This window comes from Kitasatospora sp. SolWspMP-SS2h (assembly GCF_003259315.1).
GTDB classification, from domain to species: domain Bacteria; phylum Actinomycetota; class Actinomycetes; order Streptomycetales; family Streptomycetaceae; genus Kitasatospora; species Kitasatospora fiedleri.
The window spans coordinates 1-17,996 of the sequence record NZ_QLLT01000049.1; the positions used below are offsets into that span (position 1 = coordinate 1).

Here is a 17,996-nt window from a genome sequence, read left to right on the forward strand (position 1 = left end):
TGCTCTTTCCCGACTCGCTTTCGTCTTCCGCGGCCTGGCGGCCCTTCCGACGTTTCAAACTCTAGCCGATCCCCGCTCCGAAAAGCGAATCGGCCGCAATCTCCGGAAAAGCGCATGACGAATACGAACGGGGACGCGAAAGAGGCGCGACCCGTCACGGATCCAGCGGTTTGTTTCTCAGGGGATTGGCCGCCCCGGGACCGTCCACGCGGATGCGTGCTCGGTGCTCCCTGTCAGGCAACTCGAAGAACTGTACATACCTGCGGGCCCGGGATCAAGTGGTGTCGGCGGACGGCACCTGGAAGACCAGGATCGCGACGTCGTCGTCGTGCTCGGCGGTGACGCCCAGGGCGCGCAGGAGGCGGGAGCAGACGGTGTCGGGGGTGCCGACCGGGCCGGTGAGGGTGTGGGCGAGGTGGTCGATGCCCTGGTCGATGTCCTGGTCGCGGCGTTCGACCAGGCCGTCGGTGTAGAGGACGCCGGTGGTGCCGGGGAGGAGGCGGAGGGTGTGGGAGAGGTGGCCGGCGCCGCCGGTGCCGAGGGGCGGGCCGTTCTGTTCCTCGCCGCGCAGGACGGTGCCGTCGGGGCTGCGGAGGAGGAGCGGGAGGTGACCGGCGGAGGCGTAGACGAGGGTGGTGGCGGCCGGGTCCCAGACGGCGTAGGTGCAGGTGGCGATCTGGTTGGCGTCGATCTCCATGGCGAGGCCGTCGAGGAGGGTCATCACCTCGTGCGGGGGGAGGTCGAGGCGGGCGTAGGCGCGGACGGCGGTGCGGAGCTGGCCCATGACGGCGGCGGCGCGCAGGCCGCGGCCCATGACGTCGCCGATGACCAGGGCGGTGCGTCCGCCGCCGAGGCCGATGACGTCGTACCAGTCGCCGCCGACCGCGGCCTCGGCTCCGCCGGGTTGGTAGGTGGCGGCGACGTGGAGGTCGGCGGGCTGTTCGAGTTTCTGCGGGAGGAGGCTGTGCTGGAGGGTGACGGCGGCCTCGCGTTGGCGGCGTTCGGCTTCGCGGAGGCGGCCGGCGGACTGGACCTGGTCGGTGACCTCGGTGGCGAAGACCAGGACGCCGGTGGGGGTGGCGTGTCCGTCGGGGCCGAGCGGGACGCAGGCGATGTTGTAGTAGCGGTTGCCGCCGAGGCCGAGGATGCAGCGGGACTTCACGCTGCGCGGGCGTCCGCTGCGCAGGACCTGGTCGAGCAGCGGGAGGACGCCGAGGGTGGCGAGTTCGGGGAGCGACTCGGCGGCGGGGCGGCCGGGGGTGCGGGCGCCGAACAGGTCGCGGTAGGCCTGGTTGGCGTAGCCGAGTTGGTGGTGGGGGCCGTGGGTGAGGGCGACGGGGGCGGGGAGCCGGTGCAGGACGTCGCGGAAGTCGTAGGGCTGTTCGGCGTCGCGGGCGTGGGGGCAGGGGGCGGCCGGGTCGCGCGGGGCGGGAACGGTGGCGGGTTCGTCCGCGGTGGCGGGGGTGGCCCGCCGGGCGGCTCCGGTGAGCCGGGCGCTCCAGCGCATGAGGTCCAACGTTGGCCGCTTCCTCGGGGACTGATGGGAGGTGGTGCCGGTCGGCGGGCAGTTGCGGTGTGATGATCACCATGCGTATGCGACTCTGCACGCGCCGTAATGGTTCCACCGGGGTCGATCCTGTCAGGCTCCGGGGTGATTCCGGAAGTCGTGCCATCGGTCCGGCGCGTTCGGTGAGGTGCGCGCCGGTGGTGCACTCCCGTGCGACGGGTGAAGACGGAGAAAGAAGTCGGGAGGAGAGGGGGAGGACGGAGGAAGAGGGCGGGGGCGGTGCGGGCGTCAGGTGCCGGGGCCGGTGGTGAAGCCGGACTCGAACTCGGCCCGGGGGTGCTCGATGGTGCCCAGGGCGACCACCTCGCGGGGGAAGAGGCCGCCGAACAGCCAGTCCGTCAGCACCCGGATCCGGCGTTCCCGGGTGGGGAGGCGGCGCAGCTGGCGGACGCGGTGCAGCCACCAGGCGCGGCGGCCGGTGAGGCGGGTGCCGCGGCGGGTGTGGGCGACGGCGCGGTGCAGGCCGAGCGAGGTGGAGCAGGCGGGGTCTTCGGGCCGGTAGGCGGTGAGGGGTCGGCCGTCCAGCTCGGCGGCCAGGTTCTCGGCGAGCAGTCTGGCCTGGGCGAGGGCGTGCTGGGCGTTGGGGGCGCAGGGTTCGCCGGTGTGGTCGGGGACGGCGGCGCAGTCGCCGGCGGCCCAGGCGTCGGGCAGCGGGAGGCCGTCGGGGGTGGCGATCCGCAGGGTGGGCAGGCAGGTGATCCGGCCGGCGGCGTCGAGCGGGAGGTCGGTGAGGGCGAGGACGGGGGCGGGGCGGGTGCCGGCTGTCCAGACCAGGGTGCGGGCGGCGAAGCGGCTGCCGTCGGAGAGCAGCATGCGCTGGTCGGCGGCGGACTCCAGGGTGGTGGAGAGCCGGACGTCGATGTTGCGTTCGCGCAGTTCGGCGAGGGTGTGGGCGGCGAGTTCGGGGGTCTCCTCGCCGAGGATGCGGTCCTTGGCCTCGACCAGGATCCAGCGCAGGTCGTCGGGGTCGAGGTTGTGGTAGCCCTTGGTGGCGGTGCGGGCCATGTCCTCCAGTTCGGCGAGGGCGCCGACGCCCGCGTAGCCGGCTCCGACGAAGACGAACGTCAGTGCGGCGTGGCGGAGTTCGGGGTCGCGGGTGGAGGAGGCCAGGTCGAGCTGCTCCAGGACGTGGTTGCGCAGGGCGACCGCCTCGCCGACGGTGGCGAAGCCCATGCCGTGCTCGGCCAGGCCGGGGACGGGGGCGGTGCGGGAGACCGAGCCGGGGGCCATCACCAGGACGTCGTAGCGGACTTCGGTGGGCAGCCGGAGTTCGCCGCGCGGGGCGGCGTCCACCCAGGCGGTGCGGGTGGCGTGGTCGATTCTGGTCACCCGGGCGGTGAGCACCCGGCAGTCGGGGAGCGCGGTGCGCAGCGGGACCACCACGTGGCGCGGGTCGATGGTGCCGGCGGCGACCTCGGCCAGCAGCGGCTGGAACGTCAGGTACGGCTGCGGTTCGACGACCGTCAGTTCGATCCGGCGGGTTCTCAGCCGGTCGCGCAGCAGCTGCTGGAGGCGCAGCGCGGAGCTCAGTCCGGCGCAGCCTCCGCCGATGATCAGGACTCGAATGGGGCACCTCCGGCCGGCCCTGGTGCTGTGACCCGTTTCACGTTCCCCCTATGACGCACCCGGCGGTGGGCTCTTGTCCACAGTCAGGGCCGGATCGGTCCGAATCCGGCCGGGAAAGCGGGTGCCGCCGGGGTTGCCGGGCTGGGCGGGGCGTCTTCCGCGCGGGCGGGCGGGGGTGGTGCGGAGAGCGGGGGCGGGGGGCGGGAATGTGTACGTCCGACCGTTCGTCCGGCTTTCGTCCGTTCGCACGTCGGATCGTCCGTCCGGCGGTGCGGCGCGGGGTGGAGCGGGGTGGTTCGAACTGACGGATCGTCAAGGTCCGGCAAAGGAAGGCAAGTCGGGGTGAATGGGTGCGCCGTCCGGCTCGATGATCGGGCTGTGATTCGTCTCACGTGGGTCCGCGGCGGGGGCGTGCGGGGATGTGTCCGCACGTGGGGGCCGGGTCGGACCGGTCCGGGGCGATCAGTGGTGCACTTCTGCGGCGAACTTCCTTGAACTATGGTCGGATTGTGCTTCGGACCGCCAATGGCGCCGGTCCGTTCGTCCTGGACCTGGTGGCGTCGACGCGACTGCGCGGGAGCCGTCAGGGGAAGGTAGTGCGCGGACGTCGGACCACGGCCGGTGTCGGCGGCGCACACCAGGGGGCGCAGTAGCCGTTCGGGTGCCCGGGACGGGGTGCCCCGGGGGAGGTTTGGCATGTCGGAGCAGGATCAGGTCGCGAGCCGGGTGCCGGTCGCGGCGTTCGGGAGGGCCGCGGTGGACGTGGTGCCGGAGCAGCGCGGTCCTGGCGAGCGGGAGCGGTACGCCTTTCCGCCCGGTGGACGCGAACGCGAACGTGAGCGCGAACGCCAGGGCGAGTCCGGGCGCGGGGCGGGTTCGCGGTTGCGGGTGGACGCCCGGCGGAACCTGGAGAGCGTGCTGCGGGCCGCCCGCGAGGTGTTCGGCGAACTCGGTTACGGGGCGCCGATGGAGGAGGTCGCCCGGCGGGCCGGGGTCGGCGTGGGCACCGTGTACCGGCGGTTCCCCAGCAAGGAGGTGCTGGTCCAGCGGATCGCCGCCGAGGAGGTGTCCTGGCTGACCGCGCAGGCCCGGGAGTCGCTGTACGGCGGGCTGACCGGCCCGTGGGACGCGCTGGCGGGCTTCCTGCAGCGGGCGGCGGCCTCCGGCGCGGGGCGGCTGCTGCCGCCGGAGGCGTTCCGGTACGCCGAGGAGATCGGCCGGGTGCCCGAGCAGCGCGGCACCGAGCTGCGGGCGTTCGGCGGCGCGCCGGTCGCCGAGGGCGAGCAGAGCGCCGATCCGCGGCTGCTGCTGCAGTTGCTGGCGGCGCTGGTGGCCCGGGCGGGCGCGGCCGGCGAGCTGCGGCCCGGGGTGACGGTGGCCGACGTGGTGCTGGTGCTGACGGCCGCGGTGCCGGTGCACGCCGCCGCGGCCGTCCCGGTGCGGGAGGGCGAGCCGGAGGGCGGGGCCGGGCACCGGCTGCTGCAGATCCTGCTCCAGGGCCTGCGCGCGGCCTGAACCCGCCCGCTGCGCGGTCGTTCTGACGCACCGTGCGGGTTCCCGTCCGAGGGCGGGTTCCCGGGGGCGGCCGGGACGCGCCGTTCGGGTGACGGGTCGCCGTCCGGCACGACGCTCCGGCCGGGGGCGCGCGGAACGTTCCGGGTACGCGCGGTGCTTGCGCGGCCGGGGTTCGAACAGGTCAGCGAGCGGCGGCCCGGACGGGTGGGACGGGGCGGACCCGGCTACCGGTGGTCGCCGCGCTATGCCATTCTTTGCCCGTGGTTGGAGCCATTGTCCCGTTGCGCACCGTGACCGCCGTCGAATCCGAGGGGCGGCCCGTGCCGTGCGCCGTGCGGCGGGGCGGGGCCCGGTGAACCCCGACGAGCAGGGCGACGCGGGCGAGTTCGGCTCCGGCCTGGAGGCGCCCGGCCAGGTGCCGGACCAGGGCGGCAGCCCGGCCCGCGAGTCGCTGACCGGCCGGGTGCCCGGCCAGGCGCCGGCCGGCCGGGGCGGGGTCGCCCCCGAGGCGTTCATCGGCGAGGAGCTCCCGTCCCGCGCCGTCGTGCCCGCCCCCGCCGACCCGGTGGACGGCGAACGGCCGCCCTCCGACTCCGAGTTGACCGCCCTGGTGCGGGCCGGGGACGACGCCGCGTACGAGGAGATCTACCGCCGGCACGCGGACGCCGTCCGCCGCTACGCCCGGACCTGCTGCCGGGACAGCTTCACCGCGGAGGACCTGGCGGGCGAGGTGTTCGCCCGCACCCTGCAGGCGCTCAAGGCGGGCAAGGGGCCCGAGTTCGCCGTCCGGGCCTACCTGTTGACGGCGGTGCGCAACGTGGCCGCCGCCTGGGCCCGCTCGGACCGGCGCGAACAGCTGGTCGACGACTTCACCGGCTTCGCCGAAGCCTCCGCCGCCACCGTCGAGTTCGACCTCGCCGACCCGGGCGCGGACGCCTGGGCGCTGGCCCTGGCCGACCAGCGGATGGTGATGCGCGCGTACGCCGAACTGCCCGAGGACGACCGGGTGGTGCTCTGGCACACCGAGGTCGAGCGGGAGTCCCCCAAGACGGTCGCGGTGCTGCTCGGCAAGACCGCCAACGCCACCGCCGTCCAGGCCCACCGGGCGCGCGACCGGCTGGCCGCCGCGTTCCTCCAGGCGCACGTCTCGGGCAGCCAGGAGTCCGGCTGCGCCGGGTACGCCAACCGGCTCGGCGCGTACGCCCGCGGCTCGCTGCGCAAGCGCGCCTCGGCGGAGGTCGGCAAGCACGTCCAGGACTGCGCCCGCTGCACCGCCGCGTACCTGGAGCTCGCCGACATCAACCACGGCCTGCGGGCGGTGCTGCCCGGCGGCGCGCTGCTCTGGGTCGGCAGCGGCTGGTTCGCGGTGGCGGCCGCGGCGGTCGGCGGCGCCGCCGTCACCGGGGCGGCCGTGGGCGGCGCGGCGGTGGCCGGCGGCGCGGCGGGCACCGGGGCGACGACGGCCGCGGGGGCGGCCGGGGGCGCCGGTTCGTCCGGCGGCGGGGCGGCGGCGGCCGGGGAGGGACTCGGCACCGCCGCGAAGGCCGGGATCGCGGCCGGGATCGCCGTCGTCGCGGCGGCGGTCGCCGCGTTCGCGCTGACCGGTTCGCCGGAGCCCGCGCCCGCGGTGGCGGCCCCGCCGGTGGTCACCGCGCCGCAGGCTCCCCCGCCCGCCCCGGCCCCGCGTCCGACGCCGTCCTCCGCACCGACGCCGACACCCGCCCCGACGCCGAGCCGCACCACGCCCGCGCCGAAGCCCGCCCCCACCCCGTCCCCGACGCCCAAGCCGAAGCCGAAGCCGTCCCCGACGCCGACGCCGACCCCGCGGCAGGTGCCGCCGCCCCCGACGCCCACCCCGAGCCCGACGCCGACACCCACCCCGACGCCCCCGGTGGTGACCTCGCGCCAGTTCTGGCTGGACGAGCTGCCGCTGGACCGGGGCCGGCGCGCCGTCCCCGACACCCCGACCGTCCGCGGCGGCCAGGTCCTGCAACGGCCCGCGGCCTGGCTGCACGGCACCCGCTACGCGCACGTGCTGGCGGCCCCGGTGCCGTCCCGGGTGACCGTGGACCTGAACCGCGCCTGCCGGTCCTTCGACGCCGTCGCGGGGCTGGACGACTTCGGCGTGAGCTACGGCGAGGCGGTCCTCTCGGTGCAGGGCGAGGACGGGCGGGTGCTGTGGAGCTCCCCCCGGATGTCCGCGGGCGACCGCCCGGTGCCGGTGCACGTCCCGCTGGACGGCCTGACGTCGATCCGCCTGGTGGTCACCCCGGTCCGCGGCTCGTTGCCGGTGATCGACCTGGCGGACTGGGCGCAGGCCCGGATCACCTGCTGAGCCCGGCGGTTCGGCCGGCCGGGTGTGACGCCCGGCCGGGCGTGGCGGGCAGCCGGGCGTAGCGGGCAGCCGAGCCGCGCGTGGCGGTCAGCCGAGCCGGGCGGTGAGTGCCTGCTGACCGCGGGCGATCCAGCGCACCGGCCAGCGCACCAGCAGGACCAGGCAGAGCGCCCAGCCACCGGCGTGGACGGCCCAGACACCCGCCATGGTCGGCCCGCCCCACGCCCGGTGGTAGTCGGTGTGCAGGTACCAGACCGGGTAGCCGAAGTTGCGGACCGAGTTGAAGAGCGCGTAGCCGAACAGCAGCAGGGCGGACGCGTCCAGCGGCAGGCCGAGCAGGAGCCGGGCCAGCCGCCGGCCGACGCCCGCCGGCCCGGGCTGCAGGCGCTCCGCCGCCGTCCGCCGCCCGGCCAGCAGCAGCGCGGTCGCGGCCAGGCCGGCCGGCAGGGCCAGACCGGCCCGGAGGACGGGGACGGCCGCGGCGGCGGCCCGGCGTCCCGGGGCGGCGGTCCGAGGGCTGGTCGCGGGCACGGTCACGGCCATCTGCTGGCTCCTTCTGCGCGGCACTTGCCGGTCTCCCGGCGGACACCCGTACCTTCCCGGAGCGGGGCGGTCCGGGTCGTCACACCGGGGAGCCGGACCAGCGTCATACCGGGGTACTACCGGAGCCCGCCGTTACCGTGCCGGGCGGGGCGCCGGGTAGGGCCCGGTCAGATGGCGCAGGCGCCGTCCTCGCAGGTGTCGGCGGGCGGGGCGAGCGGGGTGATCCGCTTGGCGGTCTCGGCCTCGACCTGGCGCAGGACCTGGAGGAAGGTCTCGGCCTCCTGGCCGCCCTGGACGGCCCACTGGCCCTCGAAGACGAAGGTCGGGACGGCGGTGACGCCGATGGCGCGGGCCTCGGCGAGGGCGGCGCGCGTCTCGGCCTCGCCCTCGGGGCCGGCCAGGTAGGCCGCGGCGCGGTCGCGGTCGATGCCGGTCTCGGCGGCCAGGGCGGCGAGCGCCTCGACGTCGCCGACGTCGACGCCCTCGGAGAAGTGGGCCTTGAGCAGCCGTTCCTTGAGGGCGGCCTGGACGGCGGGGCCGTACTCGGTCTCGGCGAGGTGCAGCAGGCGGTGGGCGCGCAGGGTGTTGACCTCCAGCGCGGCGTCGAAGTCGTAGTCGATGCCGACGCTGCGGCCGACCTCGGTGATCCGGGCGTCCATGGCGAGGGCCTGCGGCCCGTAGCGCTCGGCGAGCCACTCGCGGTGCGGGCGGGCCTGCTCGGGGGCGTCGGGGACGAGCTGGTAGGGGCGGTAGACCACCTCGACGCCGTCCTTGCCCTCGAACCGGTCGAGGGCCTGCTCGAAGCGCCGCTTGCCGACGTAGCACCAGGGACAGGCGATGTCCGAGTAGATTTCGACCTTCATGGCGGGCGGGCTCCTGTCCGGCGGTTCGGGTGCTCCCGGGCGACCGGGGGCGGCCGTCCGACGGAAGGTGAACGCTCAACCATCCGCGGACATTCCGGTCAGGCCCCGGCGGCCCGCGATCCCACGGCCCGGAACCCAGCGGCCCGCGACCCCACGGCCCGCAACCCCGCTCAGGACCCCGCTCAGGCCCCCTCGGCGGGGGGACCGGGGACGACCAGCACCGGGCAGGTGGCGTGGTGCACGGCCGCCGTGCTGACCGAGCCGAGCAGCAGCCGGCCGAAGCCGCCGTTGCCGCGGGTGCCGACCACCAGGGTGTGCCGTCCGTCGGCGGCCCGGAGCAGCACCTCGACCACGTTGCCGAGGACGACGTACAGGGCGAGCTGCCCGGCGTACGGGCGGACCCGGGCGGACTGCACGGTGGCGACGGAGCGGCGCAGGCCGTCCGCCATGCTCTCGGTCAGCCGCTCGATGCTCTCCTGGACCAGGTCGGCCATGCCCGGCGGGTAGCCGGTCGGCGAGGGGTTGACCGCGGCCAGGACGTAGAGCGGGAGGTGGTGCGCCTCGGCCTCGGTCATGGCGCGGTCGAGGGCCCAGAGCGCGGCGTCCGAGCCGTCGCAGCCGGTGAGGATCGCGGCGCCGGGCGGCGGCGCCTCGTGGTGCACGGGGAGGGTGGCGGTCATGGCGCGCGCTCCGGGAGGGGGCTCGGGGCTCAGCGGGTCGGGGGTTCCCGACGCTATCCGGCGCGCGGCCGGCGGCGGGGCAGGCGCACCCGGTCCGGGGTCAGGTTTCCAGGGCGGGGCGGGGCGCGGCGGGCAGGCCGGTCCAGGAGGAGCCGGGGCGGCGGGCGGTCAGGCGGCGCAGCCAGAGTTCGGCGGCGACCAGCTCGGCGAGGGCGGCGAGGGTGCCGGGCGGGGCGTTCCCGGCGGGGTCGGTGGCGGCGGCGAGCGCCTTGCGGGCGGCGGGGGCGTCGAGCAGTCCGGCTTCGGCGAGCAGCGGGCGGTCGAGGAGTTCGACGAGGGCGGGGGCGGCGGCGCGCAGGCCGCGGCGGGCGGGTGCGTGCGGGTCGGGGCCGGGGGCGCGGCCCCAGTCGGCGGGGAGGTCGGTGCGGCCGGTGCCGGCCAGCACGGCGGCGAGCAGGGCGTGCCGGGCGCCGGGGCGCAGGCGCAGGTCGTCGGGGAGCAGCCGGGCGGCGCGGACCACCTGGTTGTCGAGGAAGGGGGCGTGCAGGCGCTGGCCGTGCTGTTCGGTGGCGTGCACCAGGGTGCGGTAGTGGGCGGCGTGCCGGTGCAGGGCGAGCCGGGCTCGGCGGGCGCCGGGGGCTTCGGTGGGGGCGCTGCCGCGGGCGGCGGTGCGCAGGTGCTGGGCGAGGGCGGCGAGCGGTTCGTCGGCGAGCAGGTGGGCGGCGGGGCCGGGGCGGTGCCAGGCGAGGTCGGCGGCCAGGGCGCGGCCCACCGTCCTTTCGGGAAGGGGTTCCTGACGGATGGTCAGCTGGAGTGCCAGGTCGTCGAGGGCGTCGGCGTAGCGGGTGCGGGCGAGGCGGCGGGCGGCGCGCAGCACGGTGACGGGGGTGTGCAGGGTGCCGGTGAGGGCGCCGGCGGTGGCCCGGTCGGCGCCGGCCAGGGCGGCGAGCGGGGCGAGCAGGTCGAGCGAGCGGCCGGCCCGGACCAGGTCGGCGAGCCGGGCGGGGTGACCGTCCAGGACCTGGCGGGCGCCGTGGCCGGTGAGGTGGTCGGCGCCGCCGGCCCGGTGGGCGGCGGTGTGCCGGGCGGCGTGGACCAGGGCGGGGCCGGGTTCGTCGGTGAGCGGGCCGGCCAGGGGGTCGGCGAGGTCGGCGTACGGGGCGGCCGGCGGGACGAGCAGGTGGCGCAAGCGGGGGGCGTGCACGGCGAGGGCGGGTCCGTCGGGGTCGCCGAGGGTGACGGCGGGGAGGGTCTCGGGTTCGGGCGGTTCGGCGCGGCGGGCCCAGGAGCCCTTGACGGCGCCGGTGCGGGCGGCGGGCCGTTCGGGCCCGGGGCCGGTGCCGGGGCCGGGCGGCAGCGGGACGGCGGCGGCCAGCAGGGCGACGGTGGCGGAGGCGGTGCCGTAGGAGAGGTCGACGCCGAGCCGGGGCCGGTCGGCGGGCCCGGTGGCGCGGACCCGGCAGCGGACGGCCTCCAGCAGGGCGCGGGTGAGTTCGCGGACGGCGGGGGCCTCGGCGCGCTCCTCGGCCCCGCTCTCCAGGTAGGACGTGAGGCCGGGCCGTCCGCCGCGGATGCCCAGCGCGTGCCCGGGCGGGACGCGGCGCACGCCCCGGTAGGGGGTGCGGTCGCCGAGCGTCTCGGGGGTCTCGGGGGTGGCCAGCCGGGCGGCCAGGTGGGCGGTGTCGACGGGGGCGCCGACCAGGTCGGCGAGCGGGAGGGCGGCGGTGGCGTAGGCGGTGCCGCCGGCGAACGGGGTGTGGAAGACCGGCCGGGCGCCGGCGAGGTCGGTGAGCAGCACGGTGGAGCGGGTGCCGGCCCGCAGCACGACGGTGTAGCTGCCGGGCCAGTGGGTGAGGTGGCGCAGCGCGCCGCCGCGGGCGGCGGCCAGGCCGTCGGCAAGTTCGCGGTCGGTGGCGCCGCAGCGGCCGGCCACGGCGAGCCGCAGGGTGGCGGGGGTGTCCCGGTCGGCGCTGTCGGCGGGGTCGTGCGGGTCGAGCCCGCCGCGGACGGTGGCGGGGCCGCCGGGGCGGAGCACGGCCAGCCGCAGTTCGTCGGGGCGCCAGTCGCCGACCGCCCAGAGCGGGTCGGGGCCGCCCCAGAGCAGGGTGCCGGCGAGCGGGCGGACCGCGGCCAGGGCCGGGTCGGCGGCGGTCAGGCCGCTCCAGCCGGTGAGCCACCGCATCGCGCCTCCACCTGTGGTGCCGCGGCGCGCGGCGGACCCCCGGGCGGGCGTACGGGGTCGGCGCGCCGTCAGGAGACATCGTGCCACCGATGGGGCGGGTGAGCGCCAGGCTTTCGGGGCCGCGGCGGAACGCACGGGCCGGGCCTCCCCCTCCGGGGCCCGGGCCGTGCGGGTCTCGAACTCCCGTCCGGCGCACGGGCGGTGGCTTGGAACGGCGGCGCGGAGGAGGGCCGCGACCGCCGCGGGCCGGCCGAAGTTGGCCGAAAGCCGTCGCACGGCCCGGGAGGGCATCCGCATGCCCTCCCGGACGCGCAGCTGCCCGCGGGGAATTGAGGCAGCGTTTCCCCCGGCCCGCCGGGTCCTCGGCGGCGGGCCGATCCACAGCCTCCAGCGAATCGCCCACCTGCCGCTGCGGCCAGGGGGCACGGGTGGCGCACGCGGGCACGGGACCGGAGCACGGGCGTCCGGCACCTGCCCGCGGGACGTCCGGCGGGCGTCCGGGCGCCGGTCCCCGACGCGGCGCGTTCCCGCCAACCGGAATGCGGCCTCTTAACCGTCGGAACGCGGACGACTACGCTAGGTGCAAGCAGTCCGGTGGCCCACCGCGGTTCGCCGCGGCCCGCCGCCATCCGCGCACGACGTCGCCAGGGGGTGCCACCGCCACCATGACCGTCAGCTCACGAGGGCCGAACGACCGGCTCGGGGCACTCCTCGCGCTCGCCCAGATCAGCAACGCCGGGCTCGCCCGCCGGGTCAACGACCTGGGCGCGCAGCGCGGCCTGACCCTCCGTTACGACAAGACCTCGGTGGCCCGCTGGGTGACCAAGGGGATGGTCCCGCAGCGCCCGGTGCCGCACCTGATCGCCACCGCGCTCGGCAACAAGCTCGGCCGCCCCGTCCCGCTGGAGGAGATCGGCCTCGCCGACTCGCACCCCACGCCCGAACTCGGGCTGGAGTTCCCGCGCGAGGTCCCGGAGGCGGTCCGCTCCGCCACCGAGCTGTGGCGGGTCGACCTGGACCTGCGGCGCGGTCCCGGCGGCGGCCGGTGGAGCGACAGCCTGGCCGGGACGTTCTCGGTCGCCGCGTACGCCACGCCCGTCTCGCGCTGGCTGATCACGCCCGCCGACGGCTCGGTGGCCCGCGAGGCCGTCCCCGACCTGACCGGCAGGGGGGTGCCCCCCGGTTCCCCCGGGAACCGGGGGAGGGTGGGGCACGCGGACGCCGCGAAGCTCCGCGAGGCCGCCCAGGAGGCCCGCCGCTGGGACTCCAAGTACGGCGGCGGCGACTGGCGCTCCTCGATGGTGCCCGAGTGCCTGCGGGTCGAGGCCGCCCCGCTGCTGCTCGCCTCGTACAGCGACGCGGTCGGCCGGGCGCTGTTCGGCGCCACCGCCGAACTGACCAGGCTGGCGGGCTGGATGGCCTTCGACACCGGCCAGCACGAGGCCGCCCAGCGCTACTACATCCAGGCGCTGCGGCTGGCCCGCGCGGCCGGGGACGTGCCGCTCGGCGGCTACGTGCTGGCCTCGATGAGCCTCCAGGCCGCCTACCGCTCCTTCCCGGACGAGGCCGTCGACCTCGCCCAGGCCGCCCTGGAGCGCAACCGGGGCCTGGCCACCGCCCGCACCACGAGCTTCTTCCACCTGGTCGAGGCCCGCGCCCACGCCAAGGCGGGCAACGCCCCGGCCTGCGCCACCGCGCTGGCCGCCGCCGAGACCGCGCTGGACCGCGCCCGCCCCGGCGACCCCGACCCCGCCTGGATCGACTTCTTCGCCTACGACCGCCTCGCCGCCGACGCCGCCGAGTGCTTCCGCGACCTGGGCGTCCCGTCCAAGGTCCGGCAGTTCACCCGCGAGGCGCTGGCCCGCCCCACCGAGGGCTACGTCCGCTCGCACGGCCTGCGGCTGGTGGTCTCCGCGATGGCCGAGGCCGAGGCGGGCGACCTGGACGCCGCGGTGGCCGCCGGGGAGCGGGCCGTCGAGGTGGCCGGGCGGATCTCCTCGTACCGCAGCCGCGAGTACATGGTCGAACTGCTGCGCCGCCTGGAGCCGTACCGGCACGAGCAGCGGGTCAAGGACCTCACCGAGCGCGCCCGGCTGGTCCTGGCCACTTCCTGACGCGCACCGCCGCGCCGGCCCCCGCCCGTGGCACCATCGGGGCGGGGCCGGTGGTCCGCGGAGCGGAGGGTGGCGGGGATGAGGCACGACGTCCGGGTCCTGGTGGTCGGCGGCGGCATCGTCGGCCTGTCCACCGCGTACGCCCTCACCCGCGAGCACCCCGGCACGGACGTCGCCGTCCTGGAGAAGGAGGACGCCCTCGCCGCCCACCAGACCGGACGCAACAGCGGGGTGATCCACAGCGGCGTCTACTACCGGCCCGGCTCGCTCAAGGCCCGGTACGCCACCGACGGGGCCCGCGAGATGGTCGCGTTCTGCCGCGAGCAGGGCATCGCCCACGAGGTCACCGGCAAGCTCATCGTCGCCACCGACCCCGCCGAACTCCCCCGGCTGGCCGCCCTCGCCGACCGCGGCCGGGCCAACGGCATCCCGCTGACCGCACTCGACCCGGCCGGCATCCGCGCCCACGAACCCGAGGTCACCGGCATCGCCGGACTGCACCTGGCCACCACCGGCATCTGCGACTACCCCGCGGTGGCCCGCCGCTACGCCGCGCTCGCCGGCGAGCGCGGCGCCGAACTGCGCCTGAACACCCCCGTCCTGGGCGTCGACCGGCGCCCGGACGGCGTCACCGTCACCACCCCGCACGGCGAGATCCGCTGCGCGGTGCTGGTCAACTGCGCCGGACTGCACAGCGACCGGATCGCCCGGCTGGCGGGCGACGACCCCGGGGTGCGGATCGTCCCGTTCCGCGGCGAGTACTACGAACTGACGGAGGAACGGCGGGAGTCGGTGCGCGGGCTGGTCTACCCCGTCCCCGACCCGGCGTTCCCCTTCCTCGGCGTGCACCTCACCCGGGGCATCCACGGCGACGTCCACGTCGGACCGAACGCGGTGCCCGCGCTGGCCCGCGAGGGCTACGACTGGCGCACCTTCAGCGCCCGCGACCTCGCCGAGACGGTGCGCTTCCCCGGCACCTGGACGATCGCCCGCCGGCACTGGCGGTACGAACTCGGCGAACTCCACCGCTCGCTCTCCAAGCGCGCCTTCACCACCGCCGTCCGCCGCCTGCTCCCCGCCGTCACCGAGGCCGACCTCGTCCCCGCCGCCGCGGGCGTCCGCGCCCAGGCCGTCGCCCGCGACGGCACCCTCCTCGACGACTTCGCCTTCGCCGGCTTCGACCCCGCCGACCCACGCTCCGCCCGCCGGGTCGTGCACGTCCTCAACGCCCCCTCCCCGGCGGCGACGGCCTCGCTCGGCATCGGCCGCGAGGTCGCCCGCCGAGCGGTGGCGGCCCTCCGGGCGGGGTGACGCGGGGAGTTCCGCGCACGACCGGGGGCGCGCCCGGCCGGACGGACGCCGACGAGGTCGCGCCATGGTGCCAGGCTCCCGTCCCGCGCCGCGATCTCGCGGTGCGTGCCCGGCGGGCCGCACGGTTCCCCGCCCCCCGCTCGGCGCACCGGCGGGGGTGGCGGCTGGGGCGGCGGCTCTCCCCGCGCCCCTGGCGTCGCCCCGTCGGTCCGGGCCATCCCGGCTCCCGCGGGGGCTCCCTTAGACTGGTGCGATTGTGACCTCCTCCGCCCCCAGCCCCCAGTTGTCCGCGTCGGCCCGGCTCTCCGCCGCCCCGGCGGCGTACCCCGCGCCGATTTACCCGCACAAGGCCACCGAGGCCCAGCACCGCGAGCAGCGGATCCGCAGTTTCCAGCCGCGCCGCGGTCGGATGACCAAGGCGCAGGCGGGTGCGCTGGACCGCGGGTGGGAGCGGTTCGGGCTGGCGATCGACGGCACCCCGCTGGACCTGCCGGAGCTGTTCGCGGGCCGGCCGGTGACGCTGGAGATCGGCTTCGGGATGGGCGACACCACGGCCGCGATGGCGGCGGCCGACCCGTCCGCGGGCATCCTCGCGGCGGACGTGCACACCCCCGGCCACGGCAACCTGCTGCAGTTCCTGGAGCGGGACGGCTCGGAGAACGTCCGGCTCGCGGCGGGCGACGCGGTGATCCTGCTGCGCGACATGCTGCCGGACGCCTCGCTGGCCGGTCTGCGGGTGTTCTTCCCGGACCCGTGGCCGAAGCCGAAGCACCACAAGCGCCGGCTGATCCAGGCGTCGTTCCTGGACCTGGTGCTGCCCCGGCTGGCCCCGGGCGCGCTGGTGCACTGCGCGACCGACTGGGAGCCGTACGCGGAGCAGATGCTGGCCGTGCTGGGCGCCTCGCCGGAGCTGGAGAACCTGCACCCGGAGGGCGACGGTTCGGGCTGGCTGGAGCCGGAGGGGCATCCGGCGGGCAGCGTGCCCGGGTACGCGCCGCGACCCGGGTGGCGGCCGGTGACCAAGTTCGAGCGGGCCGGTCTGGCCAAGGGCCACGTGGTGCACGACCTGCTGTTCCGCCGCCGCTGAGCCGGTAGCCGCGGTCGGCGGGCGGTCGGCTCAGGTCGGTCAGGTCGCTCGGGTCGCTCAGGCGGTGGCCTTGCCCGCGGCGACCAGCGCGGTGCGCGCGGTGCGCCGGACGCGGGCCGGCAGGGCGACCGTCACCGTGCTCATCGCCGGCGCGAACAGCACGTGACCGAGCGTCGAGGCGACCGCCGTGCTGAGCGGGCCGAGCGGGCCGAGCACCAGGTGGCTGCCCAGCCGCAGGACGACCAGGCCGATCGCCACATTGCGGGTGCCTTTGCCGTGCCACAGCAGCTTCGCGAGCTTGAGGCGTCGGCGCGTCAGGGTGAGCGAGACGCCGGGGTTGACGACGACCGGCAGGACCGGCGCGGGTCAGGCCGGGGCGGCCCGCCGCAGGTTGAAGGCCCCGGCGAGGACGCCCTCGAAGCCGAAGAACCAGACCGGCAGCCGCATCTCCGCGACGCTCGGCCGCGAGGCGTCGGCGGTCCGGGCGGTCTCCGTGGTCCCGGCGGTCTGCGGGCCCCGGCGGTCTGCGTGGCCCCGGTCGCGGTGAAGGCGGTGGCCGTCGCGAACCCGATGCCGCTCGTGGTGTCTCCCCCGTGTCGTCCCCGGCCGCCCGGTCGCTCCCCGGCGGTGCCGCCACCGTGCCCGCGCGGCCCGGCCGGGCGGTGGGGGACGTTCCGTTCCGCTGACGATAGGTCACCTCGCGGGTACGGATTGTGCCGACCCCTCCCCCCGGGGCGCGGGCTTCGCCTACCCTGCTGCAGGTGAGCAGTCCGCCCAGCGGCGGGGCCTCCTCCGGGCCGCCCGTAGGGACCGACGCCCTGGCCGCCGATCCCCCGACGCCCCCCACCGGTTCTCGGCCGCTCCCGGAACCGACCGCGCGCCGGTCCGGCGGCCTGCTCCCGGACGTGCCGCCGCGCCCGGCGCTGAGCGGGCGCATCCCGGGGCAGCAGGGCGGCCCGGTCGTGGGTGGTCCGGCCGTGGGTGGTCCGGCCGTGGGCGCCGCGGCGGCGGTCTCGCTGGGGCGGCGGCTGTGGCCGTTCCGGCGGCCGGCGCTGTCCTCGGCGGTGGCGGCGCTGGCGTTGGCGGGCTCGGGGGTGCTGATCCTGCGGCTGGTGCAGCGGCAGACCGGGACGACCGGGCTGCTGGTGGGGCTGGGCCTGGCGCTGCTGCCGCTGCCGTTCGTGCTCGGGGCGCTGGCCTGGCTGAACCAGACCGCCCGGGTGCCGCTGCGGCACCTGCTGTTCTGCCTGGCCTGGGGGGCGTGCGCGGCGACCACGGTGGCGATCCTGGCGAACGGCTGGGCGAGCGACTTCCTGATCGCCCACCAGGGCGCCCGCGGGGAGACCCTGGGCGCGGAGTTCGCGACGCCGCTGATCGAGGAGCTGGCGAAGGGCGCGGCGCTGCTGGTGCTGCTGCTGCCGTTGCGGCGGCGGCACCGCTGCGAGCAGGACCGCCCGTGCGCCGGGTGGCGCCGGCTGCTGTGGCACTGGCCGGGCCCCGGCCGTCCGGCGCACTTCCGCCCGGCCCCGGCGGGCCGCCAGCGGGCCCGCTCCTCCCCGCGCACCCTGGCGGCGGGCACGGTGCTGGGCGGGGTGACGGCCTGCGGGTTCGCGTTCACCGAGAACGCGCTCTACCTGGGGCGGGCGTTCACCGCCGACCGGCAGGCCCGGCTGGACGCGATCGGGCAGGGCGGGGCGCCCAGCCTGCGGGACTTCGACGGGACGGTGCACACCTTCGTGCTGCGGGCGCTGCTCTCGCCGTTCGCGCACCCGCTGTTCACCGCGCTGACCGGACTGGGTCTGGCGATCACCCTGACCACCGGCCGGCGCTGGACGGCCCGGCTCGGCGCACCGGCGGGCGCGCTGCTGGCGATGGGCCTGCACGGGGTGTGGAACGCGGCGGCCGGGCTGGGCACGGACGGCTTCCTGCTGGTGTACGGGCTGGTGATGGTGCCGTGCTTCGCCGCGCTGGTCAGCTTCGCGGTGTGGACGCAGACCCGCCGCACCCGGCAGCCATCCCGCCCGGGCTGACCGGCGGCCGGGCCGGGCCGGGCACGGACGGCCGAGGGGCCGTCCCGACCTGCGCGGATGCTAGGCCGGGAAATGGATTTCCCTTTCCCGCTGGCCTCACGTAGAGTCGTGTTCACCGACGCGGGGTGGAGCAGCTCGGTAGCTCGCTGGGCTCATAACCCAGAGGTCGCAGGTTCAAATCCTGTCCCCGCTACTCAGTAGCA

General features: G+C 76.9%; 12 protein-coding genes, 1 tRNA gene and 1 pseudogene. 7 read left to right on the forward strand and 7 right to left on the reverse strand.

The window, feature by feature from the left end:
- Positions 1 to 289 precede the first annotated feature (289 nt).
- Together K353_RS33020 and K353_RS33025 are read right to left on the reverse strand one after the other, a co-directional pair.
- Positions 290 to 1,516, reverse strand: a pseudogene (locus K353_RS33020) (PP2C family protein-serine/threonine phosphatase); the annotation flags it as partial.
- 279 nt (positions 1,517 to 1,795) lie between these two features.
- Positions 1,796 to 3,124, reverse strand: a complete 1,329-nt coding sequence (locus K353_RS33025) for an NAD(P)/FAD-dependent oxidoreductase (protein ID WP_111557167.1) — start codon at positions 3,122 to 3,124, stop codon at positions 1,796 to 1,798.
- Positions 3,125 to 3,829: 705 nt separating this feature from the next.
- Here K353_RS33025 and K353_RS33030 point away from each other — a divergent pair.
- Positions 3,830 to 4,648, forward strand: a complete 819-nt coding sequence (locus K353_RS33030; protein ID WP_111557168.1) for a TetR/AcrR family transcriptional regulator — start codon at positions 3,830 to 3,832, stop codon at positions 4,646 to 4,648.
- A gap of 352 nt (positions 4,649 to 5,000) precedes the next feature.
- On the forward strand, positions 5,001 to 6,983 hold the full coding sequence (locus K353_RS33035; RefSeq protein WP_233533990.1) for a sigma-70 family RNA polymerase sigma factor: 1,983 nt from the start codon (positions 5,001 to 5,003) through the stop codon (positions 6,981 to 6,983).
- A gap of 87 nt (positions 6,984 to 7,070) precedes the next feature.
- Here K353_RS33035 and K353_RS33040 read toward each other — a convergent pair whose 3' ends face one another.
- The 4 genes from K353_RS33040 to K353_RS33060 form a co-directional block, all read right to left on the reverse strand.
- On the reverse strand, positions 7,071 to 7,526 hold the full coding sequence (locus K353_RS33040; RefSeq protein ID WP_111557170.1) for a hypothetical protein: 456 nt from the start codon (positions 7,524 to 7,526) through the stop codon (positions 7,071 to 7,073).
- 167 nt (positions 7,527 to 7,693) lie between these two features.
- Positions 7,694 to 8,389 (reverse strand): DsbA family oxidoreductase, encoded by a 696-nt coding sequence (locus tag K353_RS33045; RefSeq protein ID WP_111557171.1) that lies wholly within the window; start codon positions 8,387 to 8,389, stop codon positions 7,694 to 7,696.
- 182 nt (positions 8,390 to 8,571) lie between these two features.
- Entirely contained in the window at positions 8,572 to 9,069 is a 498-nt protein-coding gene (locus K353_RS33055) for a universal stress protein (protein ID WP_111557173.1), read from the reverse strand.
- A 100-nt stretch (positions 9,070 to 9,169) separates the two neighbouring features.
- Entirely contained in the window at positions 9,170 to 11,251 is a 2,082-nt protein-coding gene (locus K353_RS33060; RefSeq protein WP_111557174.1) for an asparagine synthase-related protein, read from the reverse strand.
- 665 nt (positions 11,252 to 11,916) lie between these two features.
- Here K353_RS33060 and K353_RS33065 point away from each other — a divergent pair.
- From K353_RS33065 to trmB, 3 genes are all read left to right on the forward strand, one after another.
- Entirely contained in the window at positions 11,917 to 13,365 is a 1,449-nt protein-coding gene (locus K353_RS33065; protein WP_111557175.1) for an MFS transporter, read from the forward strand.
- A 78-nt stretch (positions 13,366 to 13,443) separates the two neighbouring features.
- A complete protein-coding gene (gene lhgO / locus K353_RS33070) occupies positions 13,444 to 14,676 on the forward strand; it encodes an L-2-hydroxyglutarate oxidase (protein WP_111557176.1) in 1,233 nt (410 codons plus the stop codon).
- A 256-nt stretch (positions 14,677 to 14,932) separates the two neighbouring features.
- A complete protein-coding gene (gene trmB / locus K353_RS33075; RefSeq protein WP_111557177.1) occupies positions 14,933 to 15,763 on the forward strand; it encodes a tRNA (guanosine(46)-N7)-methyltransferase TrmB in 831 nt (276 codons plus the stop codon).
- Positions 15,764 to 15,820: 57 nt separating this feature from the next.
- Here the strand turns inward: trmB and K353_RS33080 are convergent, their stop codons facing one another.
- Positions 15,821 to 16,021 carry a hypothetical protein gene (locus tag K353_RS33080; RefSeq protein ID WP_111557178.1) on the reverse strand — a complete coding sequence of 67 codons (201 nt, stop codon included), beginning with the start codon at positions 16,019 to 16,021 and terminating at the stop codon, positions 15,821 to 15,823.
- 719 nt (positions 16,022 to 16,740) lie between these two features.
- Between K353_RS33080 and K353_RS33085 the strand changes: the two genes are divergently transcribed.
- The gene (locus K353_RS33085; protein ID WP_158585562.1) at positions 16,741 to 17,793 is read left to right on the forward strand and encodes a PrsW family intramembrane metalloprotease; all 1,053 of its coding nucleotides are present in this window, start codon (positions 16,741 to 16,743) and stop codon (positions 17,791 to 17,793) included.
- A 119-nt stretch (positions 17,794 to 17,912) separates the two neighbouring features.
- Positions 17,913 to 17,986: transfer RNA gene (locus K353_RS33090), tRNA-Met, on the forward strand.
- Positions 17,987 to 17,996 lie beyond the last annotated feature (10 nt).